Raw genomic sequence first — 23,862 nt, forward strand, 5'->3', positions numbered from 1 at the left:
CCACCATGACCGCCGACGTGACCGGTACCTACCTGACTCTGGACGACGGGCGCCCCGCCGTCCGCTTCACCCGCCTCTACGACCACCCCGTCGAGCTTGTCTGGGCGTTCGTCACCGACCCGGACGAGCTGGAGCGCTGGTTCCCCTCCCGCGCCGAGATCGAGCTGCGTCCCGGGGGCGCCGTGACCTTCAGCGGCGATCCGCACCTGGCGGACTCCACGGGCCGGGTGATCGCCGTGGACCCGCCCCGGCACCTGTCGTTCGAGTGGAGCGGGGACGAGGTGCACTTCGACCTGGAGGCGGCACAGGACGGGCGCACCCGCTTCACCCTCACGAACGTCCTCATGGCCGAGGACACCGCCGCCCGCAACGGCGCGGGCTGGGAGCTCTGCCTGGCCGCACTGGACGCCCGGGCCCGCGGCGAGGACCACCCCGGGCCCCACGCCGGGGCCGAGGCACCATGGAAGGGGCTCTACGAGGCGTACGTCGCCGCCGGGCTCCCGTCCGGCGCCCCGGTCCCCGGGCAGGACTGAACAGGACTGAGACGTCACGCCATCTGGCGGCGCACCAGCTCGTGCAGCCGGCCGCCGGTCTCGGCGAGCAGCTGTGCGGGCGGGCCCTGCTGGACGACCTTGCCGTCCTCCATCACCACCACCCGGTCGGCGTCCAGCACGGTGGACAGCCGGTGCGCGATGACGACGCGCGTGGCGTTGAGGGCTTTGGTGCTCTCGATGACGGTGCGCTGCGTCTCGTTGTCGAGGGCGCTGGTCGCCTCGTCGAAGAACAGGATGCGCGGCCGGCGGATCAGCGCCTGGGCGATCATCAGCCGCTGGCGCTGGCCGCCGGAGACCGCTCCGCTGCCGGAGACGATGGTGTGCAGGCCCATCGGCATCCGCTTGATGTCCTCGGCCAGGCCCGCCATCTCGGCCGCCGCCATCGCCTCCTCCGGCGTGTACGCCTCGGTGCCGCAGATGACGTCCAGGATCGAGCCGGTGAACGGCTGCGCGTGCTGCAGCACCACACCGCACTGGCGGCGCACCGCCGACTGATCCAGAGCCGCCAGGTCCTGACCGTCGTACAGCACACTGCCGGACACGGGACGGTCGAAACCGATCAGCAGGCGAAGCAGGGTCGACTTGCCGCAGCCACTCGGGCCGACGATCGCCACGAACTCGCCCGGCCGCGCCTCGAACGACACCTCGTCCAGCACCAGCGGACCGTCGTCCGTGTACCGGAAGGACACCCGCCGGGCCTCGATCGCGCCGGTCAGCGGACCCGGCCGGGTGCTCGCTGCCCGCACCTCGGGTGTGGCGTCCAGCACCGGCCTGATCTCCTCGAACAGCGGCAGCGCCGCCACCGCGGAGACGAACGCGCCGGTCAGCTGGGTCACGGAGGTCAGCAGCATCGTCACCGAGGTGTTGAACGTCAGGAACGCCGCCGCCGACATCGAGCCGCGGGCCGGACCGGCCAGCAGCATGAACATCAGCAGGGTGCACAGCGGCAGGTACACCGCGCCCAGCACCGAGGTGACGTTCTTGATCCGGCCCACCTTCTGCTGGAGTTCCCGGCTGCGCGCGAACTGGGACGCCCACGCGGCGTAGGCGTAGTTCTCCGCCGCCGCCACCCGCAGCTTGGGCAGGCCCCGCAGGGTCTGGAACGCCTGGTTGTTCAGCTTGTTCGACAGCACCACCAGCCGCCGCTGCCAGCGCACCTGCCACAGCCCCAGCCCCAGGAACACGGCCGCGACGACGACGAGCACGCCGATCGCGGCCATCGCCATGGGCACGCTGAACCAGAACAGCAGCCCCAGGTTCATCGCCCCGACCGTCACCGACTGGGCGACGGTCGGCCCGACGCCCGCCAGCAGTCTGCGGATGGCGCTGATGCCCATGGCCGCGCTGGCCAGTTCGCCCGTGGAGCGTTCGGTGAAGAACGTCGTCGGCAGCCTCAGCAACCGGTCCCACACGGCCGGCTGGAGCGTGGCCTCGATCCGGCCCTCCAGCCGCAGGATGGTCAGGTTCTGCAGCAGCATGAAGGCGGCGGCGACCACGCTGCTCAGCATCACCGCCAGACACACCTGCACGATCAGCCCGGTCTGCGCCCTCGGCACGAACTCGCCGAGCACCTTGCCCGTGGCGAGGGGCACCAGCGCCCCGATCGCCACCGTGACCAGGCCGCTGAGCAGCAGGGCCGTCAGATCACCGCGCATGCCCCGCACGCAGAACCGCAGCAGCCCCAGCGGCCCGAGCCCCCGCTCGGGCAGGGGACGGTAGAACATCACCGCCCGCGGCTCGAACTCGTCGGCGTTGGCCTTCTCGACCGGCGTCTCACGGCCCGTCGACGGGTGCACCGCCACGTAGCCGCCGCGCCGCCACAGCAGTGCCACCGGCGCACCCGACAGGGCCCGCCGGCCGACCAGCGGCCCCACGTCGTCCCGCCACCAGCGGCCGTCCAGCCGCACCGCCCGGGTGCGGACGCGGGAGGCCAGGGCGATCTGCTCCACCGGGTCGAGGCGGTCCCCGCCCGTTCCCTTCTGGGTGGGCTCGGTGAGGGGGATGCCCGCCGCCCGCCCGACCAGCCTGCACGCCGCGTACGTCGCGTCGGCGTCCGCGGCGGTGGGCGTCCGGGCGGAGCGCCCGCCGATGGACGCGAGCAGGGTCCGGTCGGCCTCGGCGCGCACCGCCTCACCGGCCTTGATGCCCTCGGCGGTGCGGGTCTCGTGGGTGCGCTCCAGCTGCTCGATCCAGCGGTCGAGCGTGGTCAGCAGCCGGTACTGCTGGTCCACCATGGACTGCCACAACGCGGGGTCCATCAGCAGGCCCGCCGCCGCCTCGGCCCCGTACAGGGAGCCGTACTGCACGCTGCCCGGCGGGACCTGCATCCAGAACACGTCGTCGTCGGTGGGCGCGGCGGCCCGCTCGGTGGCCATCGGCGCCTGGAAGAGGATCGACAGACTGCGGCCGACCCCGAGGGCCAGCGCGTACTCCAGCGGACTCGTCGTCGGCGGCACGTACTGCGGGGTGCCGTACTCGTCGTAGGACCAGGTCGCGGTGTTCGCCGGCTGGTACAGCTCGCGCAGGCCGATGCGGTGCACCACGCAGTCCCGCAGCGGCCGGGCCACCAGCGTGTGCTGCGGGCCCGCCACCGGTCCGAGCACCAGCGACCCGGCCTCCAGCCGTCCGAGGTGGTGCCAGTGGCCCTGCTGCCCGGCGTCGACCGCGAACAGGTCCAGCTCCCCGGACACGACCAGCCACAGCACCTGCGGGCCCTCGAGGTCCAGGCGGGTGAACCCGGCGCAGTCGACGCGCGAACCCAGCTGCCCGAACGCACCCAGCACCAGGTCGCCGTGGTGCCCTTCGTGAACGGCCGTCATCTCACCGCTCCCTGACCAGTGCCGCGTAGGCGCCGCCGCGCGCCACCAGGTCCTCGTGCCGTCCCCGCTCCACGACCGTGCCGTGCTCCAGGACGACGATCTCGTCGCTGTCGCGCACGGTGCTGAGCCGGTGCGCGATCACCACGCAGGCGCAGCCGCGCCGGCGCAGGTTGTCCATCACGACCAGCTCGGTCTCCGCGTCCAGCGCGCTCGTCACCTCGTCGAGCACCAGGATGCTCGGGCGGCGCACCAGCGCCCGCGCGATCTCCAGACGCTGGCGCTGCCCGCCGGAGAAGTTCCGCCCGTCCTGCTCGACCCTGCTGTGGATGCCGCCCGGGCGGCGTGCGACCACGTCGTCCAGGGCGGCGTCGCGCAGCGCGTCCTCCACCGCCTCGTCCGGGACGGACGGGTCCCACAGCGCCACGTTGTCGCGGACCGTGCCCTCGAACAGGAACACGTCCTGGTCGACGAAGGAGACGGACGCGGCCAACGCCCCGCGGGGGATGTCCTCGATGCGCTGCCCGTCGATGCGGATCACGCCCTCCCACGGCGCGTACAGCCCGGAGATCAGCCGGGACACCGTGGACTTGCCGGAGCCCGAGCCGCCGACCAGCGCCACCTGCTGCCCGGGTCCGACGGTCAGGTCGAAGCCGCTCAGCAGCGGCTTGTCGAGCGGGCTGTAGCCGAAGGTGATGTTCTCCAGCTCCACATGGCCCTGCAGCCGCCGCGTCGACTCGCCCGCGCCGGGCCGCCCGTAGAGCGGGTCGGCCTGGAAGTTCTCCACGTCCTTCAGCCGGGCCACGTCGGCGGCGAAGTCCTGGATACGGCCCGCCACGCCGTTCAGCCGGGTCAGCGGCGCGGTGAAGCGCGTGACCAGCGCCTGGAAGGCGACCAGCAGGCCGACCGAGATGTGGCCCTCGACGGCGCGCATGCCGCCGATCCAGAGGATCAGCGCGCTGTTCAGGGTGGCGAGCGTCGGCGCGACCACGCCCAGCCAGGCGCTCGGCACCCCCAGCCGCTGCTGCTCCTCCAGCGTGGTCGCGTGCTGCCCGGCCCACTTGCGGAAGTAGCCGTCCTCGCCGCCGGTGGCCTTCATCGTCTCGATGAGCTGGAGCCCGGTGTAGGCGGTGTTGGTGAGCCGGGCCGTGTCGGCGCGCAGCTTCGCGGTGCGGGTGGCGCGCAGCCGTACGACGACCCGCATGGCGACGATGTTCAGCAGGGCCACGCCGATGCCGACGAACGTCAGCTGCGGGTCGTAGGTGTACAGCAGGACCGCGTACAGCACGACGACGATCGCGTCGACGCCCGCCGCCGCCAGGTCACGGGACAGGGTCTCGGCCACGGCGTCGTTGGACTGCAGCCGCTGCACCAGGTCGGCCGGGCTGCGCTGGGAGAAGAACGTCACCGGCAGCCGCAGCAGATGGCGCAGGAAGCGGGCGCTGGAGAGCGTGGAGGAGATGATCCGGCCGTGCAGCAGATTGGCCTGCTGCAACCAGGTCAGCACCACGGTCAGCAGCACGCACGCCGTCATCGACGTGAACAGCACCCCGAGCAGCGAGGTCTTGCCGCCGATCAGGAACTCGTCGATGTAGGTGCGGCTGAGCGCGGGCACGGCGGCGCCGACCGCCACCAGCAGCAGACTCGCCAGCACGGCGGCCGGCAGGGTGCCCGCGGTACCGCGCAGCCGGGCCGGCATCGCGCCCAGGACCCCGGGCCTGCGCCCGCCCCGGGTGAAGCCCTCACCGGGCTCCATCACCAGCACGACGCCGGTGAAACTCCCGTCGAAGTCCTCCATGGGGACGAACCGGCGGCCCTTGCCGGGGTCGTTGATGTACACGCCGCGGCGGCCGAAGCGCCGGCCCATGCCGTCGTAGACGACGTAGTGGTTGAACTCCCAGAACAGGACGGCGGGCGCGGTCACCTCGGCGAGGGCGGCCAGGTCCATCTGCATGCCCTTGGCGGTCAGGCCGTAGGAACGGGCCGCCTTCAGCAGGTTGCTGGCGCGCGAGCCGTCGCGGGAGACACCGCAGGCGATGCGCAGTTCCTCCAGCGGTACGTGCTTGCCGTAGTGGCCGAGCACCATCGCCAGCGAGGCGGCGCCGCACTCGACGGCCTCCATCTGGAGCACGGTAGGGGTGCGGACGGTCCTCGCCGCGGCCTTCGGCACCTTGCGCGCGGGCGGCGCGGCGCGGCGCCCGCCGCCCTTCCTGCGCTGTGCGGTCGCGCTCACGGCAGCAGCCAGTCGACGGGACGCTGGTCGCTCAACCGGATCGAGGCGGAGGCCTGCGTCATGGACTCCAGCCGGAAGGGCGGCCCGTCGGCGGAGGACCACCGGTAGCCGCTCTTCGTGGCGGACGACCTGTCCAGCGTCACCGTGACGGCCACCGGCCTGCCCTTCTCGCTGAGCTGCTCGCCGAGCCGGCTGTCACCGAGGAACGCGGCGATCTGCTGGGGGGACTGCGCCGAGCGGTCCACCGACTTCACGTGGCCGCGCAGCACGCCGTACTCCTGGGTCGGCACCGACTGCACGGTGAGGTCGACGGCGGCGCCGTCGGGGATGGACGCGGCGTTCTGGGCGGGGACGTACACGGTCGCGCTGAGCGGGTCCGAGGAGTGGGCGACCTTCTCCACGGCGGCGACGTCCGCGCCGGTGCGGATGATCTGCCCGGCGGTCGCGGCGAGCGCCGAGACCCGCCCGGCGTCGAGGGTGCGCACCACGGCCTCCCCTTGTGCGGTACGGACCTTGAGCACGGGGGAGCGGGCGGGCAGCCGCCGGCCCTGCTCGGTGAGCACCTGGGTGACCTGCCCCGTGACGGGGCTCTGCAGGACGTAACTGCCCTGCCCGTGCGTGAGCACGGCGGGCGCGGACACGGTGGAGGCCACCGACCCGGTCACCGCCCACACCGCGGCGGCGGCCATCACCACCAGCGTCACGGACAGCACGAGCCAGCCCTGCGGGCGTGCGAAACGCACCGGCAGGTCGAGTTCCTCCGGCGACTGGAGCTTGGCGAGGGCCTGTTGGCGGAACTGCAAGGGAACTTCCCTCACCCGTAGAAGAGGTACTGGCGGCCGTGACGGGGGCGGTCACGGCAGCCGAAGATCCCGGAACCGCCGGCTGCGGCTCCGGGAGTCAACGGCACTGGGGCTCGATCAGAGACCGGCGACCAGGTTGGTGACCGGGGCCGTGTTCAGGCCGGTGACGCCCTCGACGGTGCCGACGGCCGTGTCGATGAGGCCGGCGACCGGAGCGATGCCGTTCACCGTGTCGGTGACGGTGTTCACGGCGTTCACGGACAGGCCGCCGGAAACGGCGTCGAGCTCGGCGTCGGCGATCTCGACGGTCTCAACCTGGGGGGTGGAGTTCATGATGGAACTTCCCTTCGTATGGATAACTCATCAAGGGGGGAGCGGCCCCCTCTGGGGACAGACGACGGCCGCGACCACGAGTGCCGGGCGCACGTTTCCGGACGCCCTCCGCGGCCCCCGCGGTGCGATGGATCAAAGCACGCCGCAGGCGCGGGCTTCCAATCAATCAACCGCCTCACCAGGCAACTTGTGGACCGGAGGCTCTCGCCCGTGCAGATCCGTGCACGGCTCGACGGCGACTTCTTCACATGCCCCACGGCATCGGCGCATTCCGGCCCTTGCGCCGTGCGACGGCGAATCCGGCACTCCCGCCCCAAAGGCGTGAGCGCCCCATCCCGCCTGTGGACAACCCGGCGCACGGTGACCGGGTTGAGCATGCGATGTGCAGATTCGCGGAAGCCGGGATTCAACTTAGCTTTCACGACACAGCGTTGCCGGACGGGCACGGACCGTCGTGCCGCGCGGCGGGGTGGCGGCGCGGTCCGCTGAAAGGCCGTCACGACGGGAGAGCCGGCCGATTCCGGGGCCGAGGGGACCACTTGCAATCGGGATTGAACGCCCCGCGCGGCCGCTGCGTACCAACAGCCATCCAGGCGCCCCCAAGACGCTGCCGGACGGCGGCACCGCTCCGTCCCCCAGGAGGAGAGAAGTTTGAGTCACAAGCGAATCCCGAAGCGCAAGGCCGCGATAGCGGCGGGCAGCGTGGTGGCGCTCGGCGCGGCAGCGATCCTGCTCCCCAACGCCAACGCCTCGCAGGACGGTTCGTCCGGCGACGCGGCGGCCGCGCCCAGGACCCTGAAGGCGGGCGACGCCTCGGAACTCGCCGCGCAGCTGTCCGGTCTCCTCGGAGAGGCGTTCGGCGGCTCCTACTACGACGGCGACAGCCGGCAGCTCGTCGTCAACGTCGTACCGGGCGACGACAACAACGTGATCGTGCAGGCCAAGGCCGCCGGCGCGCAGGTCCGCGAGGTGGACAACAGCTGGTCCGAGCTGAAGGACGGGGCGTCGACGCTCAAGTCCGAGGCGACCATCGCGGGCACCTCGTGGTCGATCGACCCGCGCACCAACAAGCTCCTCGTGACCGCCGACAGCACCGTGACCGGTGCCAAGTGGAACCGGCTGGAGTCCACCGTGCGCGGCCTCGGCGCCGGCATGGCGACCCTGAAGAAGTCCTCCGGCACCTTCAAGCCGTTCGTCTCCGGCGGCGACGCCATCTTCGCCGGCGGCTCGCGCTGCTCCCTCGGCTTCAACGTCACCGCGGGCGACGGATCCCCGGCCTTCCTGACGGCCGGTCACTGCACGCTCGGCGGCAACGAGTGGTCCGACACACAGGGCGGCGCACCGATCGCCACGGTCGACCAGTCGACCTTCCCGGGCAACGGCGACTTCGCACTCGTGAAGTACGACGACCCGGCGACCCAGGCGCCCAGCGAGGTCGACACGGGGAACCAGACCGTCCAGATCAGCGGGGCCGCCGAGGCGACCGTGGGCCAGCAGGTGTTCCGGATGGGCAGCACCACCGGGCTCAACGACGGCCAGGTCCTCGGTCTCGACGCCACGGTGAACTACCCCGAGGGCACCGTCACCGGGCTCATCCAGACCGACGTGTGCGCCGAGCCCGGCGACAGCGGCGGCTCGCTGTTCACCCAGGACGGTCTCGCCATCGGCCTGACCTCCGGCGGCAGCGGCGACTGCACGGCGGGCGGCGAGACGTTCTTCCAGCCGGTGACCACCGCCCTGGAGGCGGTCGGCGCGACCCTCGGTGCGGGCGGCGGTGCCGGAGCGGGCGGCGACGCGGGCGCCGGTGACGAGGCCGGTGACGAGGCCGGTACCGGCCAGGAAGCCGGAGCAGGCGAGGAGGCGGGCGCCGGGAACGACGCCGGTGCCGGTCAGGAGGCGGGCGCGGGCCAGGAGGCCGGCGCGGGTCAGGACGCGGGCCGGGGGGCCGGAGACCACTCCGAGCTGACCGAGTCCCGGTAAACGCCGCCCACCCCCACCCCTCCCGCACGGCCGGTCCGGACCCGCCCCCTTCCCACGGCGGCGACCGGACCGGCCCGTCGGCGTTCCGGCCCGGACGTGGCGGGGCCGTCCCTAGCCGACCGCCCTGATCAGCAACACGGCGATGTCGTCGAGGCGTTCGTCGCCGTCCACCTCGTGCCGGACCTCGCGCACGAGACGGTCGGCCAGTTCGTCCAGCGGCAGGTCCCCCGCCTCGGTCAGCCGCCTGCCCAGGTCCGCCAGGGCGTCCTCGAAGTCCGTGCCGGGCGACTCCACCAGCCCGTCGGTGTAGAGGACGAGCAGCGAGCCGGGCGGCAGGGCGACCTCCGTCGTCGGGTACACCGCGGAGGCGTCGATGCCGAGGAGCGGGCCGCCGGCCAGGTCCAGGACGCGCACCCGGCCGTCCGGGCGTCTCAGCAGCGGCGGCGGGTGCCCGGCCCGGGACATCACCGCACGGCCGTGCGCCGGGTCGAGCCGCAGGTACAGGCAGCTGGCGAACAGGTCGGAACCCAGGTCCAGCAGCAGCTGGTTGGTGCTGCGCATGACCTCCTCGGGCGCCTGGCCGACGGTGGTGTACGCGCGCACCGCGGTACGCACCTGCCCCATCAGCCCGGCCGCGGTGACGTTGTGGCCCTGCACGTCGCCGATCACCGCCGCGGCCAGGCCCTGGCTGCCCACGAGGTCGTAGAAGTCACCGCCGATCTCCATGCCCCGGGTGGCCGGCAGGTAGCGGCCGGTGGCCTCGATGCCGGGCAGCGCGGGCAGCGAGTGCGGCAGCAGCGCCTCCTGCAGGCCGTGCGCGAGCCGGTGCTTGGCGTCGTAGAGCAGCGCGCGCTCCAGCGCCTGGGCGATCAGCCCGGCCAGGCTGGTCATGATCGCCCGTTCCTCGGTCGGGAAGGGGTGCGGCTCGGCGTAGGAGAGCACACAGGTCCCCACGGGCCGGCCCTGCGCGATCAGCGGCAGGTAGGCCCACGCCGCGAATCCGTCCGGAGTGGCGTGGCGCGCCGGGTACAGGCGCTCCAGCTGCTCCTGCGACTCGAAGAAGGCGGGCACGCCGGTCCGCAGCACCTGGGTGCCGGGCGTCGACTCGGTCAGGGGCAGGCCGTCGAACCGTTCCACCACGTGCGCGTCCGGATACCCGCGGTGCCCGAGCACCTGCATCCGGTTCGCCCGCGACCCCAGCAGCACCAGGGCCTGGCTGCCGACGGCCGGGGCGATCTCGTCGGCGACCAGCTGCACCACGTCCTGCACCCCGACCGCCTCGGTGAGCGCGCCCGCCAGGTTCAGCACCTGAGAGATGGTGACCAGCCGGGAGGGCGTCCCCTCCGGCGGCGGCACCGTGCGGTTCATCTCGGACACGGCCCGGGACCGGGTGATGCGTACGCTCAGACCGGTGGTGCTCGGGTGGAGCCGGAAGGACAGCCATTCGCCGGGCGGGCGCAGCGCCACGAACGAGGTGCTGTGCTGGCTCATCAGGGCGGCCCGGTAACGGTCCTCGTACACCGGGTCGTTGAGCCAGGGCACCGACGCCCACAACTGGGTGCCCAGCAACCGGCTGACGGGGACGTTCAGCAGCTCGGCCGCCGCCGCGTTGACGAAGCCGATCCGGCCGTGCAGGTCCAGGGAGACCAGGCCGTAGGGCAGCCGGCCGACCATCCGGGCCGCCTCGACCGTGCCCAGCGAGCCCGCCATGCCGCCCACCAGGGGAGCGGCCACCAGATCCGTCTCGGGGTGCGGCGGGACGCTGTGCTCGGCGGCCCGCTGCAGCCGTACGGCCAGCCGGCCGCACGCCGCCGTCAGATGGTCGCGCTCGTGGTCGGACAGCTGCGGCGGGTGCGCCCCCGGCCAGGTCACGAACACCGCGCCGTAGACGGTGGAGTCGGTGGCGATCGGCACGGCCGCCAGCGCGAACGGGTAGGGCAGGACCATGGCGATGCGGGGGTAGCGGCGGGCCATCTCCTCCTCGCCGCCCACCCAGACCAGACGCCGCTCGCGGGCCGCGTCGGCCACCGGGATGGGCGCGCTCAGCCCCACCCGCTCCCAGGGTGCGGCGAACGCCCGGGGCAGACCGGCCATCACCGCCATCTCCAGCACCGGCTGGTCCCGTGCGAGCAGGTAGACCGCGCCGGAGTGGGCGTGCACCTCGTCCATCATCGAGGCCAGCGCGAGCGACAGCAGGGGGCGTCCGACCGGCATCCTGGCGGTTGCCGGCGCCTGCGGGGACGCCTCACCGTCGGACACGCCGACCACCTCCTCGCACCGGCCTGGCGGCCGGGCCCAGAACAAATCTGCCCCCTGGCGGGCCGTCCCGCACGACGAACCGTGCCGCGCCGGCCCCGGCTCGCGGCCCACCCGAGACCCTCCTGCCGCGCACCCGGCGCGACGACGTGTCCGGTGCCCCCCGGCGGCGGCGTCCGCGACGCCCTTCCACGGACCGCCCACAGGGGCTGCGCAGGGGTCTCATAAGCGCTGTAATGGCCAACGTGGTCAGTCAGGGCGCCCCAGAACGCGGAACGCGAACCTCGCGTGTCGAAGGTGCCCTTCAGGCGATCGCGGCCGATCAGGAGTCACCCGAACGGGTGCGTCGCGTCCTCGAACAGGCCCTGGTCTACGCGGGTGCGGTTCTCGCCACCGTGTACGCCCCCGGCAACGAGGGCGAACTGCTGTGCCTGGTGGAGTCGGCCGGAGCGCCGCGGACCCTGTACGGACTGCGCGACAGCTATCCGCGCGCCGGACGGTCCCCGGTCGCCGAGGCACATCGCACGGGACGGCCGGTCGTGCTGGACCCGGTGGACCTGGCCGGCCACGCCGAGGCGCGGCGCGTGGCCTCCGGGGACTTCCACCTCCTCGCCCTGCCGCTGCCGGCCTCCGGCGCCGACGAGGGCGGCTGCCTGCTCGCCGTGACCGAACACGCCGGCGGGTTCGACGCCGAGGACCGGGCCTGCCTGGAGCGGGTCGCGGACGCGGTCGGCCTCACCGCCCCGACGGCCCCCGCCGAGGGCGCGGAGCTGCCGCCGGGCGCGTTCAGCCTCGCCATGGACAGCGGACGCGTCCGCGTCGGGGACGATCTGCTCGCCCTGTTCGGACTGGACCCCGCCGCGTTCGACGGCCGGGTGGAGACCCTGCTCGGGCTGGCCGTGCCGGAGGACCTTCCGTCGCTGATGTCGGTCGTGGAGGCCGACCACATGTCCATCGGCGACCGGGAGCTGGAGTTCCGGGTGCTCCAGCCCACCGGGCCGCCGAAGTGGCTGCGGCTGCGCGGGCGCCTGGTGCCCGGCGGGGACGGCCGTCCCGCCCGGCTCGTCGGCACCGTCGCGGACGTGTCCACGCTGCGCTCCGACGTCACCGACGTGGCCCGCGTCCAGCGCCTCGCCGCCGCCCTGGCCACCGCCGTCACCGTCCGCGACGTCGGCCGGGCCGTGGTCGCCGCGTTGCGCCGCCCGCTGCGGGCCGACCGGATCGCGCTCGCCGAGCTGGAGGGCGACCGGCTGGTCGTCACCGTCCTCGACCCGCCCGAACCCGAGGCCTGGCCCGAGGTGTGGCGCACGGAGTGGCGCGGCGAGTGGCCCGACGCGCCCGTGCGTTCCATGCCGACCCTGGCCGCCGCGCTGCGCGAGGGCCGGGCCCGCAGCTGGCCCGCGGGCAGCCCCCTCGAGCCCTCGCTTGCCGAGGTCGGTCCCGGCGGCCTCGCCGTCCTGCCGCTGCCCGCCGGGAACCGCATGGCCGGCGCCTGCCTGATCGGCTGGGACACCCCGCACGACTTCGGCTCCGACGAACGCGCCCTGCTCACCGCCTGCGCCGGACTCGCCGGGCAGGCCCTGATGCGGGCCCGGGCCTTCGACGCCGAGCACGAACTGGTCGGCATGCTGCAGCGCCAGCTGCTTCCCCGCCGCCTGCCCCGGCTGCCCGGTGCGGTGGCCGTCGCCCGCTACCTGCCCAGCACGGCAGGGCTGGAACTGGGCGGCGACTGGTACGACGTCATCCCGCTCCCCGACCACCACGTCGCCCTCGTCATCGGCGACGTCCAGGGGCACAGCGCCGGGGCGGCGACGCTCATGGGCCAGATGCGCACGGCACTGCGCGCCTACGCCGTCGAGGGGCACCCGCCGGACGTGGTGGTCGGGCACGCCAACCGGCTGCTGATGGACATGGAGAGCGAGCTGTTCGCCACCTGCTGCTACGTCGACCTCGACCTGGAGGAGGGCGCCGCCTGGTGCGTGCGCGCCGGGCACCTGCCGCCCGTGCTCCGCCAGCCGGACGGCCGCACCGAGATCGCGGAGGCCGAGGGCGGCCCACCGCTCGGCGTGATCACCCAGGCCGAGTACCCGATGAGCCCGCTCCGCCTCCAGCCCGGCACGCTCATCGCCCTGGCCACGGACGGGCTGGTGGAGACGCCCGAGTCGGACATCGACGAGGGCATGGCCCACCTGGCGGCGCAGTTCGCCGGCACCGACCCCACCGACCTGGGACTCGTCGCCGACGCCCTCCTCGGCAACGCCCCGCGCAGCGACGACGTGGCCCTGCTCCTGCTGCGCTACGACGGCATGGACCTGCGCCCGCTGCGGGAGAGCTGGACGGTCTGGCGGGTGCCCCAGGCGGTCGGGCACGCCCGCCGCTTCGCCCGGCGCACGCTGCGCTCCTGGGGCGTCACCGAGGACTACGACGCCGCCCTCCTCGTGGTCTCCGAACTCGTCACCAACGCCCTGGTGCACACGGACGGGCAGGTCCGCATGGACCTCACCCTGATCGACGACCGCCTGCGCATCGCCGTCGCCGACGCCTCCCCGCGCACCCCGGTACGGCCGAGGAGCATCGGCTGGGAGGCCACCGGCGGCCGCGGGATCCTGCTCGTCGAGTCGTTGTCGGCCACCTGGGGGACGCTGCCGGTCAGCGGCGGCAAGCAGGTGTGGGCGGAGCTGCCGCTGGGCCGCTGAGCGCGCCCGGCCCGCGGATCAGCCCAGCCGCTTCAGCAGCTCCTGCGCCAGCGGCGCGGAGGACGCCGGGTTCTGGCCGGTGACCAGGTTGCCGTCGGTGACCACGTGCGGCGCCCAGGGCTCACCGGCGCGGACGAGCACGCCGGCCTCGGTGAGGCGGTCCTGGAGCAGCCAGGGCGCACGGTCGGCCAGACCGCCCTGGATCTCCTCGGCGTTGGTGAACGCCGCGACCTCGTGTCCGGCGAACGCGTTCGCCCCGTCGGGCCCGACGGCGGCCAGCAGCGCGGCCGGTCCGTGGCAGACCACGCCGAGCGGCATCCCCGCTTCCAGGGCCCGGGCGAGCAGCCGCCCCGAGTCGCTGTTCACGGCCAGGTCCTCCATCGGGCCGTGGCCGCCGGGGTAGAAGACGGCCGCGAACTCCTCCACCCGGACGTCCTCCAGCCGCACGGGGTGGCGCAGCCCGGAGAAGGACGCGAGCGCCGCGGCGATCCGGTCGGCGTTCTCCCGGCCGCCGTTCACCTCCGGGGCGAGCGACGCGCGGTCGACGGTGGGCACGACGCCACCGGGTGTGGCCACGACGACCTCGTGGCCGGCGTCCCGGAACGCCTCGTAGGGCGCGACGACCTCCTCGGCCCAGAAGCCGGTCGGGTGGGCGGTGCCGTCGGCCAGGGTCCAGGTGTCGGCGCCGGTGACGACGAAGAGGATCTTCGACATGGGGGACTCCAGGGATACGAGCCGCGGTCGGACACCGCGGCGATGACTCGGACACTGACGACCGTAGGACCGCGAACCCCCAGCCTTCCAATGGAACTTTCCATACCTGCCATAGGAATTTTCATGGCACCGAGCGGTACCGTCGGCTCTCGTGAAGCCTCTCGACCCCGTCGGCTCCGCCGGTGCGCCCGCCCAGCCCGACCTCAACCTCCTGCGGACCTTCCTGGCCGTCTACCGGTCCGGTTCCTTCACGGCCGCGGGACAGCTGCTCGGCCTGTCCCAGCCGACCGTCACCACCCAGATCCGCTCGCTGGAGCGGCAGACCCGCCGGGAGCTGTTCGAACGCCTGCACCGCGGCGTCGCCCCCACCGCGGTCGCCCACGAACTCGCGGCCCGTGTCGCCGCCCCGCTCGACGCGCTCGCCGAGGCGACCGGTCACGGGCGGCGACGCGAGGCGACCGCCGAGCCGGTCCACCTGGCCGGCCCCGCCGAACTGCTGGCCACCCGCGCCCTGCCGGCCCTGGCCCCGCTCGTCACCGACGGCGTGCGGCTGCGCGTCACCACGGGCCTGACGGAACCGCTCCTGGAGGAGCTGCGCGCCGGACGCCACGACCTCGTCGTCTCCACCGCCCGGCCGCGCGGCCGCACCCTGTCCGCGGTGCCGCTGACGGACGAGGAGTTCGTCCTGGTCGCCGCGCCCGTGTGGGCCGGCCGGGTCCGCGAGCGCCTGGCCGCCGAGGGGCCCGCGGCCCTCCACGACGTGCCGCTCATCGCGTACGCCGAGGACCTGCCGATCGTGCGGCGCTACTGGCGGCACGTCTTCGGCCGCCGTCTGAACGGGCGCGCGGCCGTCTCCGCGCCCGACCTGCGGGCCGTCCTCGCGCTGGTCGCCGCGGGAGCCGGCTTCAGTGTGCTGCCGCGCTACCTGTGCGCGGCCGAGCTGGACTCCGGCGCACTCGTCCTGCTCGACGCCCCCGAGGACGTGCCGATCAACACCGGCTTCCTCGTTCAGCGGCCCGGGACCCCCGACAACCCGCACGTGGTCCTCGTCCGCGACCGGCTGCTGGCAGCGGCCCGTGACTGGTGAGGAGGCGGGCTCACCCCGACACGGATGAGCCGGCGGCGGAGGGGCGGGGAGCGAACCGAGCCAACGGCCGGACACCGCACGGCAGTCGGAGCGGCGACCCGTCCCCGGGAGCGGGCAGGGGGACCGCCCGTGTTTGCCCGGTTCGTCACCGGACACCCGAAGGAGAGCGGAAACAGAAGGAAGATGATGAGCCGTGACGTCCATGGACCTCCCCGAAAAACCCGCCGCCCGCCACCCTGAGACCGGCTGGTCGACGGCACGCCGCCTGCACGGCAAGAGCCCGGTGCGCACCTGCCTGCCGGCCGTCGAGGACCGGGCCACGGCAGGAGCGGCCCACGCCGGGCCGGAAGGGAACATAGTCCGGGGTGAGGACTGACCCCCACCGGACGAACGCACGGTGACGATCCGGGCAACTCCGCACGTCGGCAACCCGCCGAAGTGATGTTCACAACCGCCGGATCGCGACTAAGGTGAGCCCAATGAAGGCTCTCGTGCTGTCCGGTGGCGCAGGTGCACGGCTGAGGCCGATCACCCACACGTCGGCCGGACAGCTCCTGCCGGTGTCCACCGGTACCCTCGGCGCCCCCCGACGAGCGCGGGCGCGCCGCGACTTCACCACCCGCCTCACCCAGACCGTCGCCCGGTGCCGGGACGAACGGGCCTGCGGGGAGCCGCTGAAGCGGCGCGGCGCCCGAGGACACGCATGAGGTGGCTGGTCACCGGCGCGGGCGGCATGCTCGGCCGCGACGTCGTCGAGGAACTGACCCGGCGCGGAGGGACGGTGACCGCGCTCGACCGCGCCGCCCTCGACATCACGAACCCTCGCGCCGTCGACGCCACGGTGCGCGAGCACGGCCCCGGCGTGGTCGTGAACTGCGCCGCGTACACGGCCGTCGACGACGCCGAGACCGCCGAGGCGCGGGCGCGGGAGATCAACGGTGACGGCCCGCGGCTGCTGGCCCGGGCCTGCGCCGCGCACGGCGCGCGCCTGATCCACGTCTCCACGGACTACGTCTTCTCCGGGGTGGCCCGCACCACCCCCTACCCGGAGGACCACCCGACGGGCCCGCGCACCGCCTACGGCCGCACCAAACTGGCCGGGGAGCAGGCGGTGCTGGAGGAACTGCCCGGCGCGAGCGCGGTGGTGCGCACCGCCTGGCTCTACGGCGCCCACGGCCGCAACTTCGTCCGGACCATGATCGAGCTGGAGTCACGCCGCGACACCCTCGACGTCGTCGACGACCAGCGCGGCCAGCCCACCTGGAGCGCCGACGTGGCCGAGCGGATCGCCGACCTCGGCCCCCGGCTCGCGACCGGCGGGCACGGCGTCTTCCACGCCACGAACCGCGGCGAGGCCAGCTGGTACGAGCTGGCCCGCGAGGTGTTCTCCCTCATCGGCGCCGACCCCGACCGGGTGCGCCCCACGAGCAGCGCGGCCTTCCCGCGGCCCGCGCCCCGCCCGGCGTACAGCGCCCTCGCACACCGCCGGTGGCCGGAGATCGGCCTGCCCCGGCCGCGCGACTGGCGCGCCGCCCTGCACGAAGCACTGCCCCGTATCCGCAAGGAAGGTCTCCCTCGTGAAACGCCATGAGTTCCTCCGGGAACTGCACAAGGTCAGCGCCAACCGGAACTACCTGGAGATCGGCGTCAACGACGGGCGCAGCCTGACGCTGTCCCGCGTGCCCAGCATCGCGATCGACCCCGCCTTCAAGGTCGTCTCGGAACTGCGCTGCGACGTCCACCTGGTGAAGGCCACCAGCGACGACTTCTTCGCGCGGGACAACCCGCTGCAGCACCTCAAGGGCGGCCGCCACCCACTGCGCAACCTGCGCCGCGGCCGCAGCCCGATCGGCTACTGGCGCCGCACCACGCTCGACCTGTCCTTCATCGACGGCATGCACCTCTTCGAGTTCGCGCTGCGCGACTTCATGAACGTCGAGAAGCACTCCGACTGGTCGAGCGTGATCGTCCTGGACGACATGCTGCCGCGCAGCGTCGACGAGGCGGCCCGGGACCGGCACACCGACGCCTGGACGGGCGACGTCTACAAGATCACCGAGGTGCTGGCGCGCTACCGCCCCGACCTGGTCACCGTCCTGGTGGACACCGCCCCCACCGGACAGCTCCTCGTCTTCGGCGCCGACCCGGCCAACCGGGTGCTGCACGACAAGTACGACGAGATCATGGCCGAGTACAAGGTGCCCGACCCGCAGAAGGTGCCCGAGGCGATCCTGGAGCGGGCCGGTGCCGTACGCCCCGAGGCCCTGCTGGAGGCGGGCTTCTGGGGTCCGCTCACCCAGGCCCGTAACCGCGGCCTGCCGCGCAGGATCGGCTGGGAGCCGCTGCGCCGCTCGCTGGAGCAGGTCGGCGTCAGCCGCTGACCGCACCGACACGCCACAGGCCCGGACGCCGTACGCGCCCGGGCCTGTGGTGCGTCCGGACGCCGTGCCCCCGGCGGACTTCCAGCGGCGGCCGTACGCTGAGGACGTGCGTCTGCTGCTCATGTCCGACACCCATCTGCCCAAGCGGGCCAAAGCGCTGCCCGCCGCCCTGCTGGACGAACTGCCGCGGGCCGACGTCGTGTTCCATGCCGGGGACTGGGTCGACGCGGACACCCTCGACCTGCTGGAGGACCGCTGCCGGCGGCTCGTCGCGGTGTACGGCAACAACGACGGCCCGGAGTTGCGCGCGCGGCTGCCCGAGGTGGCGTACGCGCAGCTCGGCGGGGTGCGCTTCGGGGTGATCCACGAGACCGGTGCCAAGCAGGGGCGGGAGGCCCGCTGCGCCGCCCGGTTCCCCGGCATCGACGTGCTGGTGTTCGGCCACAGCCACATTCCCTGGGACACCACGGCCCCCTCCGGTCTGCGCCTGCTCAATCCGGGCTCGCCGACGGACCGCCGCCGGCAGCCGCACTGCACGTACATGACCGCCGCCGTCGCCGACGGCCGGCTCGGCGAGGTGGAACTCCACCGCCTGCCGCCCCGCACCCCGGACCGGCCGCGGCTCGGCCGCGGGAAGTGAACCGTCCCCACGAACACGAACCCGCGAGCTGCTGCCCGAGGCGGTGCGGTGGGTTCAGCCGTCGACCGGCGGATGCACGGCGCCCCGTGTCGCACTGAGCGGAGCGCCGCTGCCGCCCCAGCGCACCGCCACGATCTCCGCGGCGACGGACACCGCGACCTCCTCCGGCGTACGCGCCCCGAGGTCCAGCCCGACCGGTGAGCGCAGCCGCGCCAGCTCCCGCCGTGTCAGCCCCGCCGCGGCCAGCCGCTCCGCCCGCTCGGCATGGGTACGGCGGCTGCCCATGGCCCCGATGTACGCGGCCGGCCGGCGCAGCGCCTCGGTCAGCAGCGGCACGTCGAACTTGGGGTCGTGGGTGAGGACGCAGACCACCGTGCGCTCGTCGGTGTCCGTGGCGCGCAGGTACCGGTGCGGCCACTCGGCGACCACCTCGACCCCTTCGGGGAAGCGCCGGGGCGTGGCGAAGACCGGGCGGGCGTCGCAGACGGTGACGCGGTAGCCGAGGAACAGGCCGATCCGCGCCACGGCCGCGGCGTAGTCGATCGCACCGAAGACCAGCATGCGCGGCGGCGGCGCGAAGGACTGCAGGAAGACCCCGACGGAGTCCTCGCGGCGCTGCCCCTGGGGCCCGTAGTGCCGCAGACCGCCCGCGCCCAGGGCCAGTTCACCGCGGGCGTCGGCGGTCACGGCCGCGTCCAGCCCGCTCGCGCCGAGCGTGCCCGAGACCGAGCCGGGCCGGACGGCGAGGGTCGCACCCCGTCGCGCCGGCCCCCCGGTGACCGTCGCCAGCGTCACCGGCTCGCCGGCCGTGACGCAGTCCGCGACCGTGCCGAGGGCCGAGTCCAGCGCGGGCGTGACGGGACGCACCAGCACGGTGATCTCGCCGCCGCAGGTCAGCCCGACGGCGAAGGCGTCCTCGTCGCTGTAGCCGAACGTCTCCAGCCGGGCCTCACCGTCCGCCACCGCCTCCCGCACCAGCTCGAACACCGCGCCCTCGACGCAGCCACCGGACACGCTGCCCACGACCTCGTCGTCCGGCCCGACCGCCATCGCGGCTCCCGCCTCGCGCGGTGCGCTGCGGCTGACCTCGACGACCGTCGCCAGACCGAACGGGATCCCGGCCGCGTACCAGCGGCCGAGCACCGGCAGCACGTCACGCACGAACCGCTCCTCTCCTCGGCCGCCCCCCGGGTACCCCCGCGGCGACCAAATCCGATGCCCCGCGGGAGCGTCTCGAAGGACATGACGCTTCGTGCCCTTGCTCGACCTCGGCATCCTCGCCCATGCCGACGCCGGTGAGACCAGCCCGACCGAGCGGCTGCTCCATTCGGCCGGGGTCATCGACCGGATCGGCAGCGTCGACGACGGCAGCACCCGCACCGACACCCTCGCGCCGGAGCGCCGTCGCGGCATCACCGTCCTCGGCTCCGTCACCGGCCTCGGCACCCGCGCGGACCGTGTCGACGCCGGGCAGATCGCCCGCGTCACCGGCCTGACCGGCATCGGCATCGGCGACCCGGTCGGCGAAACGGGCAAGGAGTAAGAGCACGTCCTCGCCCCGCCGACGTTGGAGACGGTCGTGGTCCCCGCACCCGGTGCACAGCGCCTGGCGCCGCGCACGGCACGGTCCCCGAGCGGGGCAGGCATGCCCCACCCCGCCGGCGGCCGGCGGTGCCGGCCGCCGCCTGCCGCTCACCGTGCGGGACGTCCGGGTGCCGCACCCCGCTGGTGACCGACAGACGGCGGAAGCGGTCAACCGGCCCCGGGGCCCGTCCAGTCGGCCGGGACACGGGCGAGCCGCACCCGCTGGGGATGGTCGCCGACCGGCACGGACACGACCTTCTTGCCGGTGGCGAAGTCGATGGCCGTGACCTGGTCGGTGCCGCTCTCCGACACCACGCAGGACTTGCCGTCGCCGCTGACCGTGGCCCAGTAGGGCTTGGCGGCGGTGATCAGCGGGCCCTCCTGGAGCGTCGTCCGGTCGATGACCGTGGCGTAGTCGTCCATCGTGCCGGCCACGCACAGCTTGCTGCCGTCGGGACTCATCGAGATGCCGTGGTGGCGCGAGTCGTTGACGAACGTGGTGCGGTCGTCGCTCGTCGCGGGGTTCTCCGGCAGGGTCTTCGTGCGGGTGATCTTCCCGGTGGCGACGTCGTACTCGAAGAAGCCGTTGAAGAACGACACCTGGAAGTACAGCTTGGACTCGTCCGGCGAGAAGACGGCGGGCCGGACCGCATCGGAGAAGTCCTTCAGCCCGAGCGCGTCCAGCTGCGGGCGCATGTCGATGACCTTGACCTGCTTGTACGTGGTCGCGTCGACGACGGTGATGCGGCGGTCGCCCTTCGTCCAGTCCAGCCACGGGGCGTCGGTCTGGGTGTTCACGTCGCCGATCGCCATGTTGTAGATGTACTTGCCGTCCTGGGTGAAGATGTTCTCGTGCGGCTTGTCGCCGGTGGCGAACCTGCCCAGCTCCCTGCCGGAGACGATGTCCAGGACGTGCACCGTGTTGGACGTCGACGCCGACACCGCGACGCGCCTGCCGTCGGGGGAGACCGCCATGTGGTCGGAGCGGTAACCCGACACAGGGAAGCGCCAGTTGATGCGACCCGAGGCGAGGTCGATGGAGACGACGTCGGCGAAGCTCGGCCGGGAGACCACCATCGCCGTGCCGTCCGGGGTGGAGTACATGTCGTCGACGAACTGGTCGTGCCCCTCGCCGACGCTGTTGCGGATCGCCATGAAGTAGATCCACTTGATGGGGTTGGCGTTGATCTCCGCCATCCGCTGTTCCTTGTCGGGGACGACGTCGATCCGGCCGATCTTCCCGAAGTCACCACTGGACGCGATGACATCGGCGGTGCCGTCCCAGTTGTTGCCCACGAACATCACCTCGCGCAGTGCGGCGGGCGAACTCGGGGGCGCCGCCGCGGCGGTCGCGGGAACGGCGGCCGTCAGGGCCAGGGCGGCGGTCAGGGAGCACAGGTGCCGTCGTCGGGAGACGGACATGGCTGATCCCTCCTCTGCGGTGGGGTGAGGAATCTGAACACACGCGCTTTCACAGTGAACTTACTGCAAAGTAAGGAGGGGGCGGCCTTCTCCACAAGACCGCGTACACGACAAAATCGTGAGCGGGCCACGAAGGGAGAGCGGGGTGCCGGGCAGACTCAAAGCGCCGACGGGCCGTTACGGCGGCAGGACGGCCGCGGAACGGCAGGCGGAGCGGCGCCGGCGGTTCCTCGACGCCGCGCTCCAGCTCTTCGGCGGCGCCCCCGGCTACCGGGCCGCCACAGTCGCCGCGCTGAGCGAGGCGGCCGGACTGTCGACCCGTCAGTTCTACGAGGAGTTCCACACCCTGGAGGACGTGCTCGCCGCACTCCACCTGCAGGTCAACGGCTGGGCGGAGGCGGCGGTGCTGGAGGCGGCAGCGGGTGCGGCGGACCTGCCGCTCACCGAGCGGGTCACGGCGATCTTCCGGGCCTACGCGCGCAGCGTCACCGCCGACCCGCGCCGGATCCGCATCACGTTCGTGGAGATCATCGGCGTCAGCCGGCGCCTGGAGGAACAGCGGCTGGCCCGCCGGGCGGGCTGGGTGGACCTCATCTGCGCCGAGGCCGACGCGGCGGCCGCCCGCGGCGAGGCGGCGCCCCGCGACTACCGGCTGGCGGCGACGGCCTTCATCGGCAGCGTCAACGGCCTGCTGCACGACTGGAGCGCCGGCTGGGTCGACGCGACCCTGGACGAGGTCGTCGACGAACTGGTGCGCCAGCTCCTGGCCATCCTCAGGCCACCGGGGTGGGAGGGGCGTGGCTGAGACGGTACCCATTCTCCGGACCCGCCCCGGCTACCCGGGCGCACCCCGCTTCGGCCAGCCGGGCCCGCCCCCTGGTCCCCGCCGCCCGGGGCCGCCCCGGCATGACCGGCCGAGCGCGGCGGACCGGCTGTTCCGAACGCCGGGGTGGTCCGGGTGCGGACACGATGCCCGCAGTGCCGACGCGGGTTGCCACTGCCGTGGTATCGCCCGTGTCAGTGCGGCCCACCCGCCCGCAGCAGCACGAAGCCGACCCCGGCCACCAGGGCTCCGGCGAGCAGCAGACCGGCCAGGAGCCGCGTGCGAAGTGCGCGGTAGACGGCCTCGTACTCGGCCCGCAGTTCCTCGCCGCGGCGGGCCGTGCGCTGCCACGAGGCGCGGGTGAGCGCCAGATGCTCCTGTGCGAACCACCGTTCCACCTCCGCTCGTTGCGCCGTGGTCAGCCAGTCGAGGGTCGCGGCGCACCTGGCGGCGGCCGTGCGTGCCTCCCGGTGCGCGGCGGCGGCGAGCAGATGACCCTGGACGTCGTTGTGGAACGCCCGCAGGTCCGGCGGGGTGCCGTCCCGCGCGGTCACCGGAGCGTCAGCTCCCGTCCGGCCTCGGCCGCGACCTCCGGCCGGTGCAGGTCGAACGCCGGGGATTCGCTGCGGATCTTGGGCAGGGCGAGGAAGTTGTGCCGCGGCGGCGGGCAGGAGGTGGCCCACTCCAGGGAGCGTCCGTAGCCCCACGGGTCGTCGACGCCGACGGGCCTGCCGTACTTGGCGGTCTTCCAGACGTTGTAGAAGAACGGCAGCAGGGACAGGCCCAGCAGGAACGAGAAGGCGCTCGACACCATGTTGAGGGTCGTCAGGCCCTCGACGGCGAGGTAGTCGGGGATCCGGCGCTGCATGCCCTCGGCACCCAGCCAGTGCTGGACCAGGAACGTGCCGTGGAAGCCGGTGAACAGCGTCCAGAAGGTGATCTTGCCCAGGCGCTCGTCCAGCATTTTGCCCGTGAACTTGGGCCACCAGAAGTGGAAGCCGGAGAACATCGCGAACACGACCGTCCCGAAGACCACGTAGTGGAAGTGCGCGACCACGAAGTACGAGTCGGAGACGTGGAAGTCGAGGGGCGGCGACGCGAGCAGCACACCGGTGAGCCCGCCGAACACGAACGTGACCAGGAAGCCGGTCGCCCACAGCATCGGCGTCTCGAACGACAGGCTCCCGCGCCACATGGTGCCGATCCAGTTGAAGAACTTCACGCCGGTGGGGACGGCGATGAGGAACGTCATGAAGGAGAAGAACGGCAGCAGCACACCACCGGTGACGTACATGTGGTGGGCCCACACCGTCACGGACAGACCCGCGATCGCGATGGTCGCGCCGATCAGACCCGTGTAGCCGAACATCGGCTTGCGGGAGAAGACCGGGATGACCTCACTGATGATGCCGAAGAACGGCAACGCGATGATGTACACCTCTGGGTGCCCGAAGAACCAGAACAAGTGCTGCCACAACAACGCTCCGCCGTTGGCCGAGTCGAAGATGTGGGCGCCGAACTTGCGGTCCGCCTCCAGCGC

The 23,862-nt window shown here is 73.2% G+C and carries 19 protein-coding genes and 2 pseudogenes; 11 read left to right on the forward strand and 10 right to left on the reverse strand.

What is annotated here, in order from left to right; genetic code table 11:
- The first annotated feature begins 5 nt into the window (after positions 1-5).
- Complete coding sequence (locus tag ACZ4M5_RS03985) at positions 6-533, forward strand: SRPBCC family protein (RefSeq protein ID WP_467732766.1); 528 nt, start codon at positions 6-8, stop codon at positions 531-533.
- A gap of 14 nt (positions 534-547) precedes the next feature.
- Here ACZ4M5_RS03985 and ACZ4M5_RS03990 read toward each other — a convergent pair whose 3' ends face one another.
- From ACZ4M5_RS03990 to ACZ4M5_RS04005, 4 genes are all read right to left on the reverse strand, one after another.
- Positions 548-3,373, reverse strand: a complete 2,826-nt coding sequence (locus tag ACZ4M5_RS03990) for an NHLP bacteriocin export ABC transporter permease/ATPase subunit (protein WP_467732768.1) — start codon at positions 3,371-3,373, stop codon at positions 548-550.
- Between the two features lies 1 nt (position 3,374).
- The gene (locus tag ACZ4M5_RS03995) at positions 3,375-5,603 is read right to left on the reverse strand and encodes an NHLP family bacteriocin export ABC transporter peptidase/permease/ATPase subunit (RefSeq protein WP_467732770.1); all 2,229 of its coding nucleotides are present in this window, start codon (positions 5,601-5,603) and stop codon (positions 3,375-3,377) included.
- Positions 5,600-6,406: a hypothetical protein gene (locus ACZ4M5_RS04000; RefSeq protein WP_467732772.1), complete on the reverse strand. Its 807-nt coding sequence runs from the start codon at positions 6,404-6,406 to the stop codon at positions 5,600-5,602. The genes ACZ4M5_RS03995 and ACZ4M5_RS04000 overlap by 4 nt, the downstream gene beginning before the upstream one ends.
- A 117-nt stretch (positions 6,407-6,523) precedes the next feature.
- Positions 6,524-6,739, reverse strand: a complete 216-nt coding sequence (locus tag ACZ4M5_RS04005; protein WP_467732774.1) for a type A2 lantipeptide — start codon at positions 6,737-6,739, stop codon at positions 6,524-6,526.
- 651 nt (positions 6,740-7,390) lie between these two features.
- On the opposite strand from ACZ4M5_RS04005, the gene ACZ4M5_RS04010 reads away from it, so the two are divergent.
- The gene (locus ACZ4M5_RS04010) at positions 7,391-8,719 is read left to right on the forward strand and encodes a S1 family peptidase (protein ID WP_467732776.1); all 1,329 of its coding nucleotides are present in this window, start codon (positions 7,391-7,393) and stop codon (positions 8,717-8,719) included.
- Positions 8,720-8,830: 111 nt separating this feature from the next.
- On the opposite strand, the gene ACZ4M5_RS04015 is transcribed toward ACZ4M5_RS04010, so the two are convergent.
- The gene (locus ACZ4M5_RS04015; protein ID WP_467732778.1) at positions 8,831-10,987 is read right to left on the reverse strand and encodes a PP2C family protein-serine/threonine phosphatase; all 2,157 of its coding nucleotides are present in this window, start codon (positions 10,985-10,987) and stop codon (positions 8,831-8,833) included.
- A 224-nt stretch (positions 10,988-11,211) separates the two neighbouring features.
- On the opposite strand from ACZ4M5_RS04015, the gene ACZ4M5_RS04020 reads away from it, so the two are divergent.
- A complete protein-coding gene (locus ACZ4M5_RS04020) occupies positions 11,212-13,671 on the forward strand; it encodes a SpoIIE family protein phosphatase (RefSeq protein WP_467732780.1) in 2,460 nt (819 codons plus the stop codon).
- A gap of 18 nt (positions 13,672-13,689) precedes the next feature.
- On the opposite strand, the gene ACZ4M5_RS04025 is transcribed toward ACZ4M5_RS04020, so the two are convergent.
- On the reverse strand, positions 13,690-14,385 hold the full coding sequence (locus tag ACZ4M5_RS04025) for a type 1 glutamine amidotransferase domain-containing protein (RefSeq protein WP_467732782.1): 696 nt from the start codon (positions 14,383-14,385) through the stop codon (positions 13,690-13,692).
- A gap of 151 nt (positions 14,386-14,536) precedes the next feature.
- Here ACZ4M5_RS04025 and ACZ4M5_RS04030 point away from each other — a divergent pair, with 151 nt between their 5' ends.
- The 6 genes and pseudogenes from ACZ4M5_RS04030 (at position 14,537) to ACZ4M5_RS04055 (ending at position 18,493) form a co-directional block, all read left to right on the forward strand.
- Positions 14,537-15,472, forward strand: coding sequence for a LysR family transcriptional regulator (locus ACZ4M5_RS04030; protein WP_467732784.1), 936 nt, complete (start codon positions 14,537-14,539; stop codon positions 15,470-15,472).
- A 193-nt stretch (positions 15,473-15,665) separates the two neighbouring features.
- The gene (locus tag ACZ4M5_RS04035) at positions 15,666-15,848 is read left to right on the forward strand and encodes a hypothetical protein (protein ID WP_467732874.1); all 183 of its coding nucleotides are present in this window, start codon (positions 15,666-15,668) and stop codon (positions 15,846-15,848) included.
- A gap of 103 nt (positions 15,849-15,951) precedes the next feature.
- A pseudogene (locus ACZ4M5_RS04040) lies at positions 15,952-16,038 on the forward strand (sugar phosphate nucleotidyltransferase); the annotation flags it as partial.
- Between the two features lie 137 nt (positions 16,039-16,175).
- Positions 16,176-17,063 (forward strand): dTDP-4-dehydrorhamnose reductase, encoded by an 888-nt coding sequence (rfbD, locus tag ACZ4M5_RS04045; RefSeq protein ID WP_467732786.1) that lies wholly within the window; start codon positions 16,176-16,178, stop codon positions 17,061-17,063.
- Entirely contained in the window at positions 17,050-17,853 is an 804-nt protein-coding gene (locus ACZ4M5_RS04050) for a class I SAM-dependent methyltransferase (RefSeq protein WP_467732788.1), read from the forward strand. Before rfbD ends, ACZ4M5_RS04050 begins: the two co-directional genes overlap by 14 nt.
- 106 nt (positions 17,854-17,959) lie before the next feature.
- Positions 17,960-18,493, forward strand: coding sequence for a metallophosphoesterase family protein (locus tag ACZ4M5_RS04055; RefSeq protein ID WP_467732790.1), 534 nt, complete (start codon positions 17,960-17,962; stop codon positions 18,491-18,493).
- A 54-nt stretch (positions 18,494-18,547) separates the two neighbouring features.
- On the opposite strand, the gene ACZ4M5_RS04060 is transcribed toward ACZ4M5_RS04055, so the two are convergent.
- Positions 18,548-19,654, reverse strand: coding sequence for an XdhC family protein (locus ACZ4M5_RS04060; protein WP_467732792.1), 1,107 nt, complete (start codon positions 19,652-19,654; stop codon positions 18,548-18,550).
- A 91-nt stretch (positions 19,655-19,745) separates the two neighbouring features.
- Between ACZ4M5_RS04060 and ACZ4M5_RS04065 the strand changes: the two are divergent.
- Positions 19,746-19,940, forward strand: a pseudogene (locus ACZ4M5_RS04065) (GTP-binding protein); the annotation flags it as partial.
- 305 nt (positions 19,941-20,245) lie between these two features.
- Here ACZ4M5_RS04065 and ACZ4M5_RS04070 read toward each other — a convergent pair.
- A complete protein-coding gene (locus tag ACZ4M5_RS04070) occupies positions 20,246-21,499 on the reverse strand; it encodes a YncE family protein (protein WP_467732794.1) in 1,254 nt (417 codons plus the stop codon).
- Between the two features lie 145 nt (positions 21,500-21,644).
- Between ACZ4M5_RS04070 and ACZ4M5_RS04075 the strand changes: the two genes are divergently transcribed.
- A complete protein-coding gene (locus tag ACZ4M5_RS04075; protein ID WP_467732796.1) occupies positions 21,645-22,304 on the forward strand; it encodes a TetR/AcrR family transcriptional regulator in 660 nt (219 codons plus the stop codon).
- A 212-nt stretch (positions 22,305-22,516) separates the two neighbouring features.
- Here ACZ4M5_RS04075 and ACZ4M5_RS04080 read toward each other — a convergent pair whose 3' ends face one another.
- Positions 22,517-22,876 carry a hypothetical protein gene (locus ACZ4M5_RS04080; RefSeq protein ID WP_467732798.1) on the reverse strand — a complete coding sequence of 120 codons (360 nt, stop codon included), beginning with the start codon at positions 22,874-22,876 and terminating at the stop codon, positions 22,517-22,519.
- The coding region (locus tag ACZ4M5_RS04085) for a cbb3-type cytochrome c oxidase subunit I (protein ID WP_467732800.1) at positions 22,873-23,862 on the reverse strand (990 nt) is incomplete at its 5' end. The genes ACZ4M5_RS04080 and ACZ4M5_RS04085, both read right to left, overlap by 4 nt.

It is taken from the genome of Streptomyces sp. NPDC026246 (assembly GCF_055567995.1).